We start from the raw sequence: 18,271 nt of genomic DNA, 5'->3' as shown, positions 1-18,271 counted from the left end.
CATACGCTCGACGTGTCGTTTCGTGGCCTCTCCGCCGAGAGGTGCTGCATGTATTTCGAGGGCCGATTGCCATGTCTCAGTCCACCGCTCGCCTTGGCCGCATCGCCATTCTATGGCGGGACGATGAAGCGGCACGCTGCACTGCCACGCCGGAGACGAGCCGGTTCAAGGCTGTCTTCGCGGCGCTCGGCGAAGTCGGTATCGATGCGAAACCGGTGGTCTACGAAGATGACGTTCTGGACGCCGTGCGCGCACAACTTGCTGCGTTTGATGGTGTGTTGGTCTGGGTCAACCCGATCCATGAGGGGCGCAACCGCGCGAAACTCGACGCGCTGCTCCGCGAGATCGCGACGAGCGGGGTATGGGTGAGCGCCCATCCCGATGTAATTCTCAAGATGGGCACAAAAGACGTGCTCTATCGCACCCGCACCATGAGTTGGGGCTGCAACACGGCCCTCTATCGAACGGCCGAGGAGATGCGCGCAGAATTGCCGGCGCGGCTTGCCGCCGGCCCGCGTGTGATTAAGCGCAACCGCGGCAATGGCGGCCAGGGCGTTTGGAAGGTCGAGACGCTGGCAAGTTCACGAAACCAGCCGATGGTACGTGTGCTCGATGCCACCAAGAATGCGGCGGAGGAGCTGGAGCTGGATCGCTTTCTAGAGCGTTGCGTCGCGTATTTCGAAGACGGTTGCGTGATCGATCAGCAGTTCCAGCCGCGCCTGACTGAAGGTGTGGTGCGCTGCTATATGGCGGGCAACCGCTGCGCCGGCTTTGGCCATCAGAAGGTCAGGGCGCTGGTCGAGGCGCCTGCGGCACGCGCTGAGGCCGGACCGCGACTCTACACCTCCAATGCCGATCCGCGCTTCCAGCGTCTGCGCCGGCTGATGGAAGACGAGTGGACCCCGCAGTTGACCTCCTTGCTGGGCATCCCGCCACGCGACCTCCCAATAATATGGGATGCGGACTTCATGCTGGGTCCATCAAACGCCGACGGGACCGACAGCTACGTGCTGGGGGAAATCAATGTCAGCTCGGTGTTTCCGATTCCCGACGAGGCGCCGACGGAGATCGCGCGCCGGGTTGCCGAACGACTGCAATCGAAACGCTGAATGATCGCTACAAGGCCCACAACATGGGAGCGGCCTATAATTTCTTTCATTTCAATTATGACACGGAAGGGGCCGTTGGAGGGGACTACGTGTTTTGCGAACTGGTGCGTCGCAGCGGCTACGACGTTTGGCTCTACATGACTGACCGCATCAGACACTTCGGAGAGCATGGTTACCGGCTTTCTGTCTAGGAGCGTTCCACACCGATGCATGGCCTGGAGACTGCTGCCGGGACCGGCTTCGGGCGTTCCTGTCGTCGCGGCGACACGCCACAGATGGCAACGCGCTGGCCGAGGGCCGCAAATTAGGCCGGCAATTGGCACCACTGTTTCAACCGATGAACGAAAGACACTCGGACGATGAGCGGGCAATTTCGGTTCTTTGGAGGCGTCTCATTCGCAATGCTCGCAATAGCAGCCGGCATAACGATCTGTATTACGCCCGGCGTTACGATCTCTGCGCCGAGCCAGGCAGCTTCGATCATCGAGCGCTATGACGGTCCCGCGCCGCAGCGCTTCGAGCTCGCACAGTCGGCACAACCGGCCGGCGCAAACGCTGGCAGGACCGCCTCCGGCCTTCCCGGCGGTGCATCCTCACTCAGCGAGACCTACCGGGATTGGCGCGTCGCCTGCGTTCAGGATGGGACGGCCAAGCGCTGCTCGCTATCGCAAGTTCAGGCACGTCAGGAGGCCAGCGTGTGCTGGCGATCGAATTGAACGCGCCGAACGGCAATACGGTTTCAGGCACGCTGATCATGCCATTCGGGCTCGCGCTTGATTCAGGCGTGTCCCTTCAGATTGACGACAAGCCCGCGATGCAGGCCCCGCGCTTCAGGACCTGCGTGCCGGATAGATGCCTCATCATCGTCGCCTTCGACGCGCCCACGACAGTTGTGCTCCGCTCCGGCACAGCGTTGAAGGTAAAGGCTGTCGCCGATGGTAGGGCCGCTGCGCCGTTCTCGAGCTCGCCGCAAGGTTTCGCCACTGCGCTTGACGGCGCGGGGGGGCTGTCGTGTTGAGGTTGGCCAGCCGAGCGGACCATTCAACGCGGTTACGTTACGTCTCGCCCCGGTATCGGCGAGCGACCGCAAGGCACCGGCCGGAAACCCCGCTCGAAACAGCGTGGGGGGCTGCCCCATGCTGACGCACAAACCCAACAAGCCGTTCTGCGCTAACTGCAAACAGATCGCCGCGATCGAGCTACGGCATCTGCGCTATTTCGTGGCGGCGGTCGAGCATGGCAGCTTCCGCAAGGCCAGCGTTGCACTTCGCATTCAGGAATCGGCGATCAGCCGCCGCATTCGCGATCTCGAGGGCCATCTCGGCGTCGCCGTTTTCAAGCGATGCAGTTGGGGCGTTCAGCTCACCGACGCCGGCGAGCGTTTTTTGCCGCGGGCGAAACGCGCGCTTCGTCACGTTCAGGAGGGCGCTGGAGATGCCGCCGTCGTCGCGTACGGGCGAGAAGGACGGATCAGGACCGGCATTTTCTCCTCGATCGCCTCCGGCTTTCTGCGTGAACTTCTGGATGCTTTCGCGAAAGAACATCCCGGGGTCCATGTCGAACTGATCGACGGCAATCCTTCCGAACATATCGCGGCCATTCGACAGCTTCGGCTCGACTTGGCGTTCATCACCGGAACCGTCGATTGGCCGGAATGCGAGACCGAACAGCTCTGGACCGAGCGCGTGTTTGTCGTGCTGCCTGATGGACATCATCTCTGTCGGCACGAGGAGCTGGAATGGGAGAACTTGACTAGCGAAAAGTTCATCGTCAGTGACACCGCGCCCGGCGAGGAGATCCGCGACTATCTGGTCCAGCATCTAGCGGACCTCGGCCGGCATCCGGAGATCAATCCGCAATTCGTCGGTCGGGACAGCCTACTGGCTTTTGTTTCGCTCGAGCGCGGCTTGACGCTGACCAGCGAGGCGACGATCGCGATGCAGATGCCGGGGATCAGGTATCGGCCGATCCGCAATGAAGTCCTGCCCTTCAGTGCTGTGTGGTCGGCGAGGAACAACAACCCCGCCGCCGACAAACTTTTGAACCTCGCGCGTTCGATGGCCTCAAAGATGCGGACATAAGCCCGTTCCAATGGCGATACGCGTGAACGATCAAGGGCGAGAATTCCGTCCCCCGATACAGATCAAACCTTTTCGGAACGAGAGACGCGCCTCCCCTTGGCGAACCCGCGATCTGTGGCGATGAAGCGCTCCAGCATCGGCACGATGAGCTTGGCCGGCTCGACTGGCGCGCCGCCATCGGCGAGGAGGCGGCCGTATTCCAAGAGATCGCGATGCAAGGTCGCCGGCAGCTCCAGCGCGATCTTCACCGGCCTGTCGTCAGCGATGGGGCCGAGTTTGAGCTTGGTCATGACTACCCCCTGTATGCTTCGAGTACCAGATCTCGCGTGACGACAATCCTGACCGGGAATCCCGGCCGGATGGTCAGCGTCGGCGCGACATTGAGCTGACGGCGGACGATCTGCTGGCCAGCATCATTGATGGTGTCCTGCCCGCCGCTACGAATGGCGCGCAGCAATCGGTTCTCGTCGCTGATGGCGAGTTCGGAGCCGACCGCGAGCAAGGTGGAAAGGCCGGCGGCCTTGGCGAGGTCCCACCAGTGGTAATCGACGCCGTCTTCAAGCCCGGCATAGCCTTGCGTGTCGGCGCCGGGCTGGCGTTCCAGCACGATGGAGCGACCGTTCGGCATGATGAGGCGATTCCAGACGAGCAACACCCGGCGCTGGCCGAACTGCACATTGTTGTCATACTGGCCGATGATCCGTGTCCCCTGCGGCACGAGCAGAATGCGTCCCGTGGGGCTGTCGTAGATGTTCTCCGTGACCTGCGCGGTGATCTGGCCGGGAAGATCGGAACGGATGCCGGTGATGAGCGCGGCCGGAATGACGGCGCCGGCCTGGAGTACGAAGGGCGAGGCTGGCGCCATGACGCGATCCGACGAAGTCGTGCGGCGATCGACGGGCGCGTTCAGGAATGCGAGCTGTTTGTCCTGCGCCGTCTGCTGACCGGGCAGCCCTGACAGGCTCGCCATGTCGAAGCCGGCAAGGCCCGGCGTCGGTGTTCCGGCTGCGGCCGGCGAACCTGCCCGCGACTGGAAAAACACGGTGCTGGTGCGGGCGGCTTCCTCCTCGGCGCGGCGGCGTTGCTCGGCCTCGTCGACGCCGGGCGCCGGAACGACAGGCGGCACGACGGGTTGGCCTGCATTCTGTGCGGAGAGGATCGGCCGTCCGAGATCGCCCGGCAGCGGCGGCCCGAGAACGGGGCCGGTATAGTCGCGCGGCAGGCCAGCGAGACCGTCGGCGGGCTGCCGGTTGCCGGTCGAATACAGCTCCTCGCCCTCCTTGCCGGCATTGCGGGTCTGGAGGGCGTAGATCAGCGATCCACCGATGCCGACCAGCGCGACCGCTGCGACGCTGGCGAGCACTTTGCGCGACAGGCGGGTGACGCGCGGCGGCTCGGCACGAAGACGCATCGGGGCAGCGGTATTGGTTGAGTTGTCGCTCATTATGACGGCCTCCCGTCGGTCCGGACGATGCGGACGGTCTGCTGGCGGTCGCCGCTGCCGAGGCGTAGCTCAGCCGCGCCGAACAGGCGGTCGACGATCAGGATGTGTTGATAGATGCGCGTATTGGCGATCTGCGCCTCGCCCTCCGAGCCGATCACGAAGATCGGCGGCATCTCGCCCTGGACGATCCCTCGCGGAAACTCGACATAGACGCGGCGGCCGTCGTCATAGACCGCGACCGGCTGCCACGGCGGATTGTCGCCGGTGAGGCCATAGCGATAGTTGCGCGCAGCGGCGGCCGGGATGACCGGCGTCGCCGGCATGGCCTGCCGCTGGCCGGGAGCTTGCGGATAAGCCCAGGCGACGGCGGGCATATAGGGCTTCTGGCCGGAGCGCAGTTCGAGCATGTAGGTGCGCCGGTCGGTGGTGACGACGAGATTGGTGGTGATGTCGGCGCGCGAGGGTTTCACCAGCACATGGACGCGCCGCGTGGCGCCGCTGCCGCTCTCGGTGTCGCCGATGATCCAGCGCGCGGTGTCGCCCGCTGCGATCGGGCCTGCGCCGGTCAGGCTTTCGCCGGGTTCGAGCGCGATGTCGGTGATCTGCCCCGGCGCCGCATAGACCTGGTAGAGCGCGCCATCCGACCACGGATAAATCTGGATGGCGTTGTAATAGCCTTCGCGGCGCGGCTGAACGCGGGCGGCGGCGTTGGCGTTCTCGACGCGGGCTGTCGGCGTGCCTGCGGCGACCCCTCCGCGTGCAGGCGTCCACGCCGGTGGGACATGCAGCGGCCTCGGCCGATCATTGGTGACGGCGGCCGGAACAGAGGGCAAAGGCGGCACGCTTGAATCGTAAGTAATCTCCGGCGGCTTGCTCGCGCAGCCCGCAAGCACGCTTGCGGAAAGCAGCAAAGCCGCGATTGTGGATTTACGGAAAGACGGCATCCCGCCTTTGCGGATCGTCGGCCCGGTCATTGGCTCATCTCCCGCGACCATGAGATTGCGTTGATGTAGATGCCGAGCGGATTGGCCTTGAGCCGTTCGGCGTCGCGCGGCGGTTGAACCACGATGGTTAGGATCGCGGTCCAGCGCTCGGTCGCGGAGAGTTTTCCGTCCTCGTAGCGACGCTCAATCCAGGCGACGCGGAAGCTATCCGCCGAAGCGCGGATGACACTGGAGACTTCCACCGCGACCTGCTGCTTGCCGACCTTGGCGAACGGGTCGTTGGCGCGGGCATAATCGTTGAGCGCGGCCGCGCCGCGATCGGTTGTCCATTCATAGGCGCGCAGCCAGTTCTGCCGGACGATGATCGGATCGGCTGGAATACTCCTGACCTGTTCGACGAAGCGGGCGAGATGCCAGGCCACTTGCGGATCGGTCGGGCGATAGTCGGCCGTAGCGGCGGCGACGGTTTGCGCTTGGCCGAGATTGTCAACCTGCACCACCCACGGCACGACGGTCCCCCGCGCGGATTGCCAGACAAGCGCGGCGGCGAAGCCGGCCGACAGGATCAGCGATCCAAAGGCCATGTATCGCCAGTTCTTCGCCTGTACGCGGGCCGAGCCGATGCGTTCGTCCCATACTTGGGCAGCGCGCTGGTACGGCGTCTCAGGTTGCGGTGTTTTGCCGTAATGCGTGGCGGGGCGTCTGAAGGGGTTCATGAGCGATCGCTTTCGGAGAGGTTGACGGAGGAGCCGGAGCCGTGACTGTCGCCGGAGCGGACGGCATGTGCGACGGCGCTGACGCCGTGACTCACGGCCTGATGGCGCTTCATGCGCCTGGCCCAGTCGGGCGCGCCGCCGCGTACCGTTGCCTGGCTTTCGGCGGATGAGGCATCGGCTGCAGGGGCGCCCTCGACCGTTCCCATGGTCGAGGCGCCGCCTGTCATGGCGAAACCGGCTTTCGCGCCATCAGCGTTGCTTGATTTGACGCTCTCGCCGGCACGGGCGGCGGCGCGGCGTAGCGGTGATGCGACGGCAGAGCCGGCGGCGCGCGCGACGCCACCCAGACCGGAAGCCACGCCGGATGCGCCAGACTGCCCGAGAGAACCAAGGGTGTAGGCTGACGAAGCAGCGCCGGCAGCCGTGGCGCCACCACGAACGGCAGCCGTCCCGCCCGAGATGGCGGCTGCTCCTCCCTTCGCGGCCAGGCCCGCCGCTCCGGCGGCAGCCACTGCCGCGCCCCCGACAGCAAGGCCGGTTCCTACGGCGGCGCCCGCGCCAAGCTGCGGACCGCCGGAGACGAGACCATTGGCGATGCCGGGACCGAAGATGCCGAGACCGAGCAACGACAGCGCGGCCAGCACGATGGCCATGGCCTGATCGACAGTCATCGTCTGCGCGCTGGCGCTCTGCGTGAACTGCGAAAACAGCGTCGAACCGATGCCGATGATGACCGCAAGGACGAGAACCTTGATGCCGGAGGAGATGACATTGCCGAGGACGCGCTCGGCCATGAAGGCGGTCTTGCCGAACAGGCCGAAGGGGATCAGCACGAAGCCGGCGAGCGTCGAGAGCTTGAACTCGATGAGGGTGATAAAGAGCTGGATCGCCAGAATGAAGAAGGCGAGGATCACCAGCGCCCAGGCGAAGAGCAGGCAGACGATCTGAATCAGGTTCTCGAATACCGAGATCCAGCCCATCAGGGGCGAGATTGCTTCGAGCAACGGCCGGGCGGCGTCGAGGCCGGTCTGCGCGACCTTGCCGGGACGCATCAGGTCCGCCGCGGAAAACCCCGTCCCGCTCGCCTTCAGGCCGAGACCGGCGAAGCTATCGAAGACAATCTTGGCGAGATTGTTCCAGTTAGAAATCAGATAGGCGAAGACACCGACGAACAGCGTCTTCTTGACGAGGCGCGCGATGATGTCGTCATCGGCGCCCCAGCTCCAGAACAGGGCCGCCAGCGTCACGTCAATGACGATCAGCGTGCTCGCCACGAATGCGACCTCGCCGGACAGCAGCCCGAAGCCGGAGTCGATATAGCGGGTAAAAACCCCGAGGAAATTGTCGATGACGCCACTACCCATGCGTCACCGCCCTTCCGGGGGCAGCGGCGCAACGGGCGCGGCCGTCTTGCCGAGAAAACGATCGCGGGTCTCGGCCCAGACGCGCAGGCAGTCGGCGTCGTTCGCCGCCGCCTGCCCAAGCTGCTGACACCGGCGCTGGCTCGCGCGCAACGGATCGGTTGCGGGGTGGAGCTGCGGCATCGGCGAAGATGCCGGCGCGTCGTCCTTGCGGGTCAGTTCGATCGCGGTCGCCGTGATAGCGACCGCGACGAACATGATTGCGCCGATGCGCGCCAGCATCTTGCCGTCCATGCTCTCGCCCTCAGTTACCGCTGTTGAACATCTGGGCGTTGCCGGGCTGGTAGCCGCTGCCCGGCGCTAGAAAGCGGCGACGCTGCTCGCGGCCCTGTTCGGCGGCTGCCGTGCGCTCGGCTTCGGTCAGCATCTGCGCGCGGCCATTGGCGGCGCCAACGGCGGTGAGATCGGCAAGCTGCTGGGCGAGAAGCGCGAGGAGCTGGTTGCCGGCCTGCGTCGCCTGCAACGCGCCGGTCGCCGACTGGCTCTGGCTGACCAGCGCCGACATCTGCGTGCGGTTGCTGTCGATATTGCTGACGACGCCGGCCTGCACGCGCATCGCGTCCTGCAACCCGCCGACCGTGTTCTGCCAGCGCGAGCGCGCGTCGGTGATGAGCTGCTGATCGGTCGCCGATATCGAGACGCTCCCGTATTTCTGCTGAAACATCTGGTCGATCTGCTGGACATTGAAGGCGATGTTCTGCGCCTGGCTGAGAAGCTGCTGGGTGCGCTGGACGTTCTGCTGAAGCTGCTGGAGCGCGGAATACGGCAGGCTCGCCAGATTGCGCGCCTGGTTGATGAGCATCTGCGCCTGGTTCTGGAGCGACGTGATCTGATTGGTGATCTGCTCCAGCGAGCGCGCGGCGGTCAGCACGTTCTGCGCATAGTTCGACGGATCGAACACGATCAGCGCGTGCGCAGGAGTTGCGAGAATCGGCGTGAGCGCGATGGGCGCCGCGAGCATGGTCGCGGCCAGGATCATGGCGCGCGAACGGAAAAGACGGATATTCATGGTCAAGACTCCTTTTCGGCCTGGGGGATGAGCGCCGGGAAAGTCGGGATGAGATCGGCGGCCCAACCGACGTCGCGGGACTGGAGCCAGGCCGCGAGGAATCCTTCGCGACCATGCTCGGCGACGAGATTGGCGATCAGGGTCTGGGCGGATTTGGAGGACGCGGCGCAAAGCGCGAGGGCTACTTCGCTGAGTCCCAGTTCGAACAGCCGATTGCCGCGCCGCGACTGGCAGTAATAGTCGCGCTTGGGTGTCGCCCGCGCCAGAATTTCGATCTGTCGGTCATTCAAGCCGAAGCGGCGATAGATGGCCGTGATCTGCGGCTCGATCGCGCGCTCGTTCGGCAGCAGGAGCCGCGTCGGGCAGCTCTCGATAATTGCGGGCGCGATATTGCTGCCGTCAATGTCGCTGAGCGACTGCGTGGCGAAGATGACGCTGGCGTTCTTCTTGCGCAGCGTCTTCAACCACTCCCTCAACTGGCCGGCGAAGCCTTCATCGTCCAGCGCGAGCCAGCCTTCATCGATGATGAGCAGCGTCGGGCGGCCGTCGAGCCGGTCGCCGATGCGGTGAAACAGATACGCGAGCACAGCCGGGGCCGAGCCGGTTCCGACAAGCCCCTCGATCTCGAAGGCTTGCACGGCGGCGCGGCCGAGCTGTTCGGCCTCGGCATCGAGCAGTCGGCCATAGGGACCGCCAACGCAGTACGGACGCAGCGCCTGTTTCAGATCGTTGGACTGAAGCAGGACGCAGAGGCCGGTGATGGTGCGCTCCTCGACCGGCGCGGAGGCGAGCGAGGTCAGCGCCGTCCAGATATGTTCCTTGGCTTCGGGCGTGATGGTGATGCCTTCGCGCATCAGGATCGCCACGATCCAGTCGGCGGCCCAGGCACGCTCATAGGTGTCGTGAATGCGTGCGAGCGGCTGGAGCGACACGGAAGCGTCGGAGCCTTCGGTCAGCCCGCCGCCGAGATCGTGCCAGTCGCCGCCCATGGCGAGCGCGGCGGCGCGGATCGAGCCGCCGAAGTCGAAGGCGAAGACCTGCGAATTGTCGTAGCGGCGGAACTGCAAAGCCATGAGGGCAAGCAGGACCGATTTGCCCGCGCCGGTCGGGCCGACGACCAGCGTGTGGCCGACATCGCCGACGTGCAACGATAACCGGAACGGGGTCGAGCCTTCCGTTCTGCCGTAGAGCAGCGGGGGCGCACCGAAATGCTCGTCCCGTTCCGGCCCCGCCCACACAGCAGAGAGGGGGATCATGTGGGCGAGATTGAGCGTCGAGACCGGCGGCTGGCGGACATTGGCGTAGGCATGTCCGGGGAGCGAGCCGAGCCAGGCATCGACGGCGTTCACACCTTCGATCATGGCCGTGAAGTCGCGGCTCTGAATGACCTTCTCGACGAGGCGCAGTTTCTCATCGGCGAGACGCGGATCGGCATCCCAGACGGCGATGGTCGCGGTGACATAAGCCATGCCCGCCACGTCCGCGCCGAGTTCCTGCAAGGCCATATCGGCGTCAGCCGCCTTGTTCGACGCATCGGTATCGACCAGCACGGATTGCTCGTTGGTCATCACCTCCTTGAGGATCGCGGCGATGGACTTGCGCTTGGCGAACCACTGCCGTCTGATCTTCGTCAGCAACTTCGTGGCGTCGGTCTTGTCGATCAGGATCGCCCGCGTGGACCAGCGATACGGGAACGCCAGCCGATTCAGATCGTCGAGCAGGCCGGGCGTGGTCGCGGTCGGAAAGCCAGTGATGGTGAGGATGCGAACGTGCTGATCGCCAAGGCGTGGCTCCAGCCCGCCGGTCAGCGGCTGATCGGCGAGCAGCGCATCGAGATAGATCGGGGTCTCGGGAACACGGACGCGATGACGTTTCGTCGAAACGCAGGAATGGAGGTAAGTCAGCGTCTCGCTGTCATCGAGCCAGGCGCATTCCGGCATGAAGCCATCGAGCAACGCGATAACGCGATCGGTGCGATCGGTGAAAGCGCGCAGAATCTCATGCGGATCGACGCCTGACTTTTCCCGGCCCTCATAGAGCCAGGCTTCGGTGCGTGCTGCTTCCTCGGCCGGCGGCAGATAGAGGAAGGTCAGGAAATAGCCCGATACGAAATGGATCCCTTCTTCCTCGAAGTCGGCCTTGCGCTCGGCATCAACGAGGCCAGAGGCCGGATCAGGAAAGACGCTATTGGGATAGGTTGCGGCCTCATGGCGCTGCGCTTCGACAAAAATGCTCCAGCCCGATCCGAGACGGCGGAAGGCGTTGTTGATGCGGCCGGCGACGGCGACCAGCTCGGCGGCAACAGCACTATCGAGATCGGGGCCACGAAACTTCGCCGTGCGCTGAAAGCTGCCGTCCTTATTGAGCACGACGCCGGGGCCGACGAGCGCGACCCAGGGCAGATAGTCGGCAAGGCGCGAAGCCGAGCGGCGATATTCGGCGAGATTCATCATGGATCGCGCTCCTCAGACCGACAGATGACCGGGGATACGCAGATGGCGGCGGCCGACTTCCACGAAGAGCGGATCGCGTTTCGCCGCCCACACCGCCGCGAAATGGCCGACGGCCCAGATAGCCAAGCCGACCAGCCAGAGGCGCAGGCCGAGGCCCACGGCTCCGGCCAGCGTCCCGTTCAGAATTGCGATGGACCGCGGCGCGCCGCCGAGCAGGATGTGCTCGGTCAGTGCGCGGTGGACCGGGACCGAATATCCCGGCACGGCGTCGAGTTGTTCGAAGGCGGCAGCCATCAGATCAGCGCCCCGCCGCCGAAGGAGAAGAAGGACAGGAAAAAGCTCGACGCGGCGAAGGCGATCGAAAGCCCGAAGACGATCTGGATCAGACGGCGAAAGCCGCCGGAGGTGTCGCCGAAAGCGAGCGCCAGGCCGGTCGCGATGATGATGATCACCGCGACGATTTTGGCGACCGGCCCTTCGATCGACTGAAGGATTTTCTGAAGCGGTTGCTCCCACGGCATGGAAGAGCCGGAGGCATGGGCGGCCGGGAGCAGAATGAGATTGATGGTGGCGACGGCGACCGCCGTCGCGAAGGTGCGGCGGATACGGATTGCTGTACGGATCATGCGGGCTCCATGGAGTTCGAAGTGGCAGGGGTGATGTGGTAGTCGCCGTCAGGACCGAGCCCTTCGACGCGGGCGAGTTCGGCCAGCCGGCGCGCGGACCCGCGGCCGGAGAGGACGGCAACGAGGTCGATGGTCTCGGCAATCAGCGCGCGGGGGACCGTGACGACGGCTTCCTGGATGAGCTGTTCGAGCCGGCGCAGCGCACCGATGCCGGTTCCGGCATGGATCGTGCCGATGCCGCCGGGATGGCCGGTGCCCCAGGCTTTGAGGAGATCGAGCGCTTCGGCGCCGCGCACCTCGCCGATGGGAATGCGATCGGGCCGCAGGCGTAAGCTGGACCGCACGAGATCGGAGAGCGTCGCCACGCCGTCTTTCGTGCGCATGGCGACGAGGTTCGGCGCGGCGCATTGCAGCTCGCGCGTGTCCTCGATGATGACGACACGATCGGCGCTCTTGGCGACTTCGGCCAGCAGCGCGTTGGTCAGCGTGGTCTTGCCGGTCGAGGTGCCGCCTGCGACAAGAATGTTGGCGCGGGAGACGACTGCGATACGTAGCGACGCGGCCTGATCGGCGGACATGATGCCGGCGGCGACATAGTCGTCGAGCGTGAACACCGCGACGGCGGGCTTGCGGATGGCGAAGGCAGGCGCCGCGACAACGGGAGGCAATAACCCTTCGAAGCGTTCACCAGTTTCGGGAAGCTCGGCGGAGACACGCGGGCTCCGCGCGTGAACCTCCGCGCCAACGTGATGCGCGACCAGACGCACGATGCGTTCGCCATCGGTCGCCGACAGTCGCTCGCCCGTATCAGCCAGCCCTTCCGAGAGACGATCAATCCAGATGCGCCCGTCCGGGTTCAGCATTACCTCGACGACGGCAGCATCTTCCAGAAACCGCGCGATGGCTGGACCGAGCGCCGTGCGCAGCATGCGCGCGCCGCGCGCGTGACGTTCCGAATATTGATGCATAGCCGCCATATCGCCCCGATTTCCAGCCGGGACTGACAGACGCACCCCCATGCGGGGCTGATTAAAAGAGCCAGATCTGAGGCCACTTCAACAAGAAAACAGAGGCGTAGTAGTGTAGCGCGCAAATACAGGAGATCGGCGGAATCACAGATCCGAGGTGAGCGACAAGAAGGTCGTCGGAAGGAAGGTTCGATGATCGATAGACAGATTCGGCATTGGTGCTGCGCCATTTGTTTTTGCCGACTGCGTCCGTTCGTCGGGCAATGATCGAGATTTTCAACGCGGCACTATGGTCGACGGGCGCAAGGGCAGCAGGCTATTCCGACACTTCGCTCGGCGCGGCGCCCGGCACATCGTCCGGGATTTCGCGCAGGAAGCTCTGGCCCTTCTGCAATCGCTTGCCGAGCGTCTCCACGAAGCCGTCAAACCGCTCGCGGCCTTTGGCCTGCGCGGCAGCGTGGGCGTCCGGCGGCACGGGCGGGGTGATCGACAGCCAGAAGCGCACATAGAGCGCCAGTGTTTCGGCGGTGACGCCGAGATCGCGCTCCATCCGCTGGACCTGTCTGGACAGCCGGTCGAGCCTGCGGGCGAAGGCTGCTTCGCGCGCGTCCGCGTGGTCGGGCGACAGGAACGAACTGACGGCCGCCTCGACGATCGCGGACCGAGGCAATTTCTTGCGATCGGCAAGCTCATTGATGCGACCGATGAGTTCGGCGGGCAAAGTGAGATTGAGACGGTCGCGCATGGTGTCACAGCTCCATGTTGTCGCCGGGATCGAGTGCGACCTGGCGGGCGATGCCGGTCATTTGGCGACGCAGCGCCTGGCGCTGGCGCGCGACGTCTTCCGGCTCGTCGTCGAGGATGCGCGTGAACTCCTCGGCGGGACGCATCTCGGTCGTCTCCTTGACGATCGCAACATGGTCGGGAAGCTCGGGTTCGCGGCGCAGGCCCGCATTGGCCTTGTCGGGCTTGTGGGCGGCTACCAGCGCGGGATCGGGCTTTTGCGGCTGGAGAGTCGACCAGCCATCCTTATGACGGGTGCGCCCCGATTTTTGCGAATCTGGCGGCGGCAGCACGCGCTCGCGGAACCGTGCATCTTCGTAATAGCGCGCCTTCTTCGCCCGCACCGGCGGCGTGCCGGCGACCATGACGATTTCGTCGGTCGGCGGGAGCTGCATGATCTCGCCTAGGGTGAGCAGCGGCCGGGCGGTTTCCGAACGCGACACCATCAAATGGCCGAGCCAGGGCGAGAGCCTGTGCCCGGCATAGTTCTTCATCGCCTTCATCTCGGTCGCGGTCCCCAGCGCATCCGAGACGCGCTTGGCGGTCCGCTCGTCATTGGTCGCGAAGCTGACGCGGACATGGCAATTGTCGAGGATCGAATTGTTGGCCCCGTAAGCTTTCTCGATCTGGTTGAGCGACTGGGCGATGAGGAAGCTCTTGATGCCGTAGCCGGCCATGAAGGCGAGTGCCGACTCGAAGAAGTCGAGGCGGCCGAGCGCCGGGAATTCGTCGAGCATCATCAGGATGCGGTGCTTGCGCTCCTTGGCGTGCAGATCCTCGGTGAGACGGCGGCCGATCTGGTTGAGGACCAGGCGGATCAGCGGCTTGGTGCGCGAGATGTCGGACGGCGGCACGACCATATAAAGCGTGGCGGGCTTTTCCTCGGTCGTGAGATCGGCGATGCGCCAGTCGCACCGGCTGGTGACTTCCGCCACGACCGGATCGCGATAGAGGCCGAGGAACGACATGGCGGTCGAGAGCACGCCGGAGCGCTCGTTGTCGGATTTGTTGAAGAGTTCGCGCGCCGTCGAGGCGACGACCGGATGCGGACCGGCTTCACCGAGATGCTTCGTCGCCATCATCGCGGAGAGCGTCGCCTCGATCGACCGTTTCGGATCGGAGAGAAAAGCTGCGACGCCCGCGAGCGTCTTGTTCTCCTCGGCATAGAGGACGTGCAGGATCGCGCCGACGAGAAGGGAGTGGCTGGTCTTTTCCCAATGGTTGCGCTTGTCGAGCGAACCCTCGGGATCGACCAGGACATCGGCGACGTTCTGAACGTCGCGGACTTCCCATTCGCCGCGCCTGACCTCGAGCAAAGGATTGTAGGCGGCTGAGTTCGGATTGGTCGGATCGAACAGCAGCACGCGGCCGTGCCGGGAACGGAAGCCGGCGGTGAGCTGCCAGTTCTCGCCCTTGATGTCGTGGACGATGGCCGAGCCCGGCCAGGTCAGGAGCGAGGGTACGACCAGGCCGACGCCCTTGCCTGAGCGCGTCGGCGCAAAGCAGAGCACATGCTCCGGCCCGTCATGGCGCAGATAGTCCTGTTCGAGCCGCCCGAGCACCACGCCGTCGGCGCCGAGCAGACCCGCCGCCGCCACCTCTTTCTTCTCGGCCCATCGCGCCGAGCCGTAGGTCTGGACATTCTTGGCCTCGCGCGCCCGCCAGACTGACATGCCGATGGCGACAGCGATCGCGATGAAGCCGCCGGAGGCCGCGATGAAGGCGCCTTCCGTGAAGGTGCCCGGCGCATAGGCGTCGTAGAAATACCACCACCAGAAAAAGGCCGGCGGATAATAGACGGATACGCCGCCTAACTTGAACCAGGGTGTTCCGAGCTGCGCCTGAAACCCGAGCTGCCAGGCGACATATTGCGTGGCGCCCCAGGTGGTGGCGAGCACGATGAGGGTGACGACGAGAATCTGTCCCCAAAGGATTTTGGTTGCGGACATGGCGAGATCCTTTCCGTGGTTGTCAGATGCCGAGATCGCGCTTGCGGCCGATCGCCCACTCGATGCCGCCGCCATCCTTGGCGACGCCGGCGACGTGCTGGCCGAGTTTGCGTTCGAGGTCGCGGGACCAGGGGACGAGCTGGAAGCCGAGCCTGTCGTCGATCATCGCGAAGCGGCCGGAAGACAGCGTCAGGCGCTGGCGCACGGTGCCGGCGACGTACTCGCCGGCCTGTGCCTTCACATGCGGCAGGCCGGTCTCGGCCGTAAGCTTCTCGCCGACAGCATCGACTTCACGCCGACGCAGCGTCGTAAGAAGATCGCGCTGCATCACGATGCGTTGGCCGTCCCGGCGCGCCAGTCCCTGATCGGCGAGATGATCGGCCCGCGCATGGATGGCGTCGCGCACCTCCTGCGCAAAGCCTGATTGAGCGAGCGGCATCGCCTCGCGCTCGACAAGGCGATGGTCGAGCCAGGTGGCGCCGGGCGCCGTGACCTGCGCCTGAAGATCGAGATCGGAGCGCGTCGCGAGCACGAGCGTCGGACGTTCGTCCTCGGGGCCGCCGAAGCGGCGAACCTCGACGATGCCGCCATTGGCCGGAGCGCGTTCGAAGGCGTCGATGTCACGAAAGCGGACATGATGCGCACGCCCGTCGACGCCATCGATGACGGCATAGGCCTCACCGCTCAGCTCGTCATGCAGGCCGCGATCGACGAGACGGCCAATGATCGGAGCTTCGGCTGCGCCGCCGTCGATCACGAAATCGGAAAAGCCGCGATCCTGATCGCGCCCGGCGAAGGCGCGGTGCATGGTCTTGATGATGTCGCCGCGGATGCCGAGCTCGCGTAACGTGCGTTCGGCTCCGAGTCCGACCGTCCACTGGCCGGGCTCACCCTCGAACGCAAGGTCCATCTTCTTAAGATGCTGGAGGCGGCCGACCATGAGGCGGCGCAGTTCAGGATCGGCGGGACCGCTCTGGTCGGGCCGCAGATCGATGAAGCCGGTTTCGTCGGCGACGCGTTGAATCTCGCCATCGATGCGGGTCCAGCGTTCGGCGGTGATTTCCTTTTCCAGCGCGTTGCGAATCTCATGCTCGGGCTTCGGGCCGAGTTCGATGTCGACCAGGTCCATAGCGCGGGAGCGCAGGCCCCGACTGATATAGTCGCGCGAGATGACGAGATCGGCGCCGGTCTCGTCGACGCCGCGCACCAGAAGATGGACATGGGGATTGTCGGTGTTCCAGTGATCGACGGCGATCCAGTCGAGGCGCGAGCCGAGATCGGCTTCCATCTGCCGGGCAAGGTCGCGGGTGAACGCTTTGAGGTCGATCATCTCGGCCGCGTCCTCGGGCGAGACGATGAACCGGAAATGATGCCGGTCGTCCTTGCACCTCTCGGCGAAGGCGAGGTCATCGGCGCGATCGGTTCCGGCGTCGAACATGACGCCTTTCTCTCCGTCGCGGCTCACGCCCTCGCGCTTGAGATAACTGAGATGGCTGGTCAGCGGCGCCGAGCGATACGCCTTGCCCCGATGGCGAGCGATCCGCGCCTTGATGACGACGCGGCGCTGCGGGGAGAAGATCCGCGAGCGGCCGAAGATGTTGCGGCCGCGTCCGAAGGTCGAGTGGCCAAGGCGCCGGCCAGCCTTGCCTGCCGGCGCTCCGCCAGACGTATGGCCAGCGCGCTGTGCGGCGGCGAGCACCTGATTGACGAAGCTCTTTGTCCTCGGCGCGCGCGTCGAACGGACGCGGCCCGGCTTGATGCGGAAGTCGCTGTCGCGCTCGCTCATGCCGGCGCTCCGATCGGCGCGCAAATCGCGGCGTGCATATCGAAGCGTTGAAAACGCTCGCGAAATCCGGGCAGCATGCCCGCGACCGACCGCCATGCCCGCGAAAACGCAAGCCATACCAATGGCTTGCGTTGATCCAGGCATGGGCTTTTACCTTGCCCTCTCAGTCGGTCGTTCCCTGTCTCCCCCCTCTTCGCACGCCATGACACGCGGGAGCCCGAGACCGTGCGACAGATGCCGAGCAGGCTCATGGCGTGGTCCTGTCGCCCGAACGCGCGACGAACAGGCCGCCCAATCGTGGAACGATGGCGGAGAGATCGCGCGCCGGGGCTGCATTCGGAGCGGTGACGGATGAACGGCCGGGCGGCACAGGATCGGCGGCTGATCTACGATCCGGCTGCGCGATGAACAGCGGTGCGCGGATCCAGGCGAGCGGATCGGCAGCCGCCATCATTGTCCCGCCGGAGCCGATGGCCGACGCGACAGTGGCGACATAGGCGCGGGTTTCCGCCGGTAGCGGGCGGCCGTTCAACGCTTCGTCGTAGCGGCCGGGACCGGCGTTATAGGCCGCGATCCAGCCCGGCGATCCATAGCGATCGAGCAGCTCGCGGATATAGCCGCTACCCGCGATGATGTTGTCACGCACGTTGTAGGGATCGCCGCCGAGACGATGGCGAGCGCGCAGCTCCGCCCATGTCGCCGGCATGATCTGCATCAGACCCATCGCGCCCTTCGGCGAAATGGCGCGCGGATCGCCAGCGCTTTCCGTGCGCATGACGGCGCGAATCCAAGTGGCCGGCAAGCGGAAGCGCGTCGCGGCCTCAGTGATATGGGCGGCATAAGGATCGCCGGCCGAGGCCGATGCGACGGCTAAGCTCTGCGCCATCGTGACCGCCGGCATGACGTACACGACGGCAAGGCCGGAAAGGAGAAGAAGAGCCATGCGCCGGGCCGCGCGATGCAACCCGGACACATTTAGATG

18 protein-coding genes are annotated in these 18,271 nt (G+C 65.1%); 3 read left to right on the top strand and 15 right to left on the bottom strand.

Going from position 1 to position 18,271, the window contains the following annotated elements; all coding sequences use genetic code 11:
• The first annotated feature begins 71 nt into the window (after positions 1 to 71).
• From BN32_RS17980 to BN32_RS17970, 3 genes are all read left to right on the top strand, one after another.
• Positions 72 to 1,109, top strand: a complete 1,038-nt coding sequence (locus BN32_RS17980; protein WP_019198946.1) for a Cj0069 family protein — start codon at positions 72 to 74, stop codon at positions 1,107 to 1,109.
• A 616-nt stretch (positions 1,110 to 1,725) separates the two neighbouring features.
• Positions 1,726 to 2,127, top strand: a complete 402-nt coding sequence (locus BN32_RS17975) for an invasion associated locus B family protein (protein ID WP_162161320.1) — start codon at positions 1,726 to 1,728, stop codon at positions 2,125 to 2,127.
• Positions 2,045 to 3,190: a LysR family transcriptional regulator gene (locus tag BN32_RS17970; protein ID WP_347335061.1), complete on the top strand. Its 1,146-nt coding sequence runs from the start codon at positions 2,045 to 2,047 to the stop codon at positions 3,188 to 3,190. Before BN32_RS17975 ends, BN32_RS17970 begins: the two co-directional genes overlap by 83 nt.
• Before the next feature lie 62 nt (positions 3,191 to 3,252).
• On the opposite strand, the gene BN32_RS17965 is transcribed toward BN32_RS17970, so the two are convergent.
• The 15 genes from BN32_RS17965 to BN32_RS17895 form a co-directional block, all read right to left on the bottom strand.
• Entirely contained in the window at positions 3,253 to 3,480 is a 228-nt protein-coding gene (locus BN32_RS17965; protein ID WP_019198949.1) for a DUF2274 domain-containing protein, read from the bottom strand.
• Positions 3,481 to 3,482: 2 nt separating this feature from the next.
• The gene (locus BN32_RS17960) at positions 3,483 to 4,634 is read right to left on the bottom strand and encodes a TraB/TrbI/VirB10 family type IV secretion system protein (protein ID WP_019198950.1); all 1,152 of its coding nucleotides are present in this window, start codon (positions 4,632 to 4,634) and stop codon (positions 3,483 to 3,485) included.
• Positions 4,634 to 5,608 (bottom strand): P-type conjugative transfer protein TrbG, encoded by a 975-nt coding sequence (trbG, locus tag BN32_RS17955; RefSeq protein WP_019198951.1) that lies wholly within the window; start codon positions 5,606 to 5,608, stop codon positions 4,634 to 4,636. Before trbG ends, BN32_RS17960 begins: the two co-directional genes overlap by 1 nt.
• Positions 5,605 to 6,294, bottom strand: a complete 690-nt coding sequence (gene trbF / locus BN32_RS17950; RefSeq protein WP_019198952.1) for a conjugal transfer protein TrbF — start codon at positions 6,292 to 6,294, stop codon at positions 5,605 to 5,607. The genes trbG and trbF overlap by 4 nt, the downstream gene beginning before the upstream one ends.
• Positions 6,291 to 7,658, bottom strand: a complete 1,368-nt coding sequence (gene trbL / locus BN32_RS17945; protein ID WP_019198953.1) for a P-type conjugative transfer protein TrbL — start codon at positions 7,656 to 7,658, stop codon at positions 6,291 to 6,293. Before trbL ends, trbF begins: the two co-directional genes overlap by 4 nt.
• Before the next feature lie 3 nt (positions 7,659 to 7,661).
• Entirely contained in the window at positions 7,662 to 7,949 is a 288-nt protein-coding gene (gene trbK-alt, locus BN32_RS17940) for a putative entry exclusion protein TrbK-alt (protein WP_019198954.1), read from the bottom strand.
• 10 nt (positions 7,950 to 7,959) lie between these two features.
• Complete coding sequence (gene trbJ, locus BN32_RS17935) at positions 7,960 to 8,724, bottom strand: P-type conjugative transfer protein TrbJ (protein ID WP_040426649.1); 765 nt, start codon at positions 8,722 to 8,724, stop codon at positions 7,960 to 7,962.
• A gap of 2 nt (positions 8,725 to 8,726) precedes the next feature.
• Complete coding sequence (gene trbE / locus BN32_RS17930; RefSeq protein WP_019198956.1) at positions 8,727 to 11,177, bottom strand: conjugal transfer protein TrbE; 2,451 nt, start codon at positions 11,175 to 11,177, stop codon at positions 8,727 to 8,729.
• A 12-nt stretch (positions 11,178 to 11,189) separates the two neighbouring features.
• The gene (locus tag BN32_RS17925) at positions 11,190 to 11,471 is read right to left on the bottom strand and encodes a VirB3 family type IV secretion system protein (protein ID WP_019198957.1); all 282 of its coding nucleotides are present in this window, start codon (positions 11,469 to 11,471) and stop codon (positions 11,190 to 11,192) included.
• Complete coding sequence (locus BN32_RS17920; protein WP_019198958.1) at positions 11,471 to 11,803, bottom strand: TrbC/VirB2 family type IV secretion system protein; 333 nt, start codon at positions 11,801 to 11,803, stop codon at positions 11,471 to 11,473. The genes BN32_RS17925 and BN32_RS17920 overlap by 1 nt, the downstream gene beginning before the upstream one ends.
• Entirely contained in the window at positions 11,800 to 12,780 is a 981-nt protein-coding gene (gene trbB, locus BN32_RS17915; RefSeq protein ID WP_040426648.1) for a P-type conjugative transfer ATPase TrbB, read from the bottom strand. The genes BN32_RS17920 and trbB overlap by 4 nt, the downstream gene beginning before the upstream one ends.
• Positions 12,781 to 13,087: 307 nt before the next feature.
• A complete protein-coding gene (locus BN32_RS17910; protein WP_040426647.1) occupies positions 13,088 to 13,516 on the bottom strand; it encodes a ribbon-helix-helix protein, CopG family in 429 nt (142 codons plus the stop codon).
• Positions 13,517 to 13,520: 4 nt separating this feature from the next.
• Positions 13,521 to 15,503 carry a conjugal transfer protein TraG gene (locus BN32_RS17905; protein ID WP_040426912.1) on the bottom strand — a complete coding sequence of 661 codons (1,983 nt, stop codon included), beginning with the start codon at positions 15,501 to 15,503 and terminating at the stop codon, positions 13,521 to 13,523.
• Between the two features lie 22 nt (positions 15,504 to 15,525).
• Entirely contained in the window at positions 15,526 to 17,289 is a 1,764-nt protein-coding gene (locus tag BN32_RS17900) for a relaxase/mobilization nuclease domain-containing protein (RefSeq protein ID WP_040426911.1), read from the bottom strand.
• A 247-nt stretch (positions 17,290 to 17,536) separates the two neighbouring features.
• Complete coding sequence (locus tag BN32_RS17895) at positions 17,537 to 18,232, bottom strand: lytic transglycosylase domain-containing protein (RefSeq protein ID WP_019198963.1); 696 nt, start codon at positions 18,230 to 18,232, stop codon at positions 17,537 to 17,539.
• Positions 18,233 to 18,271 lie beyond the last annotated feature (39 nt).

This window comes from Afipia birgiae 34632 (assembly GCF_000308295.2).
Taxonomy (GTDB): Bacteria; Pseudomonadota; Alphaproteobacteria; order Rhizobiales; family Xanthobacteraceae; genus Afipia; species Afipia birgiae.
The sequence above is the reverse complement of the archived record's forward strand: the minus strand, read 5'-3'. Positions and strand labels throughout refer to the sequence as shown.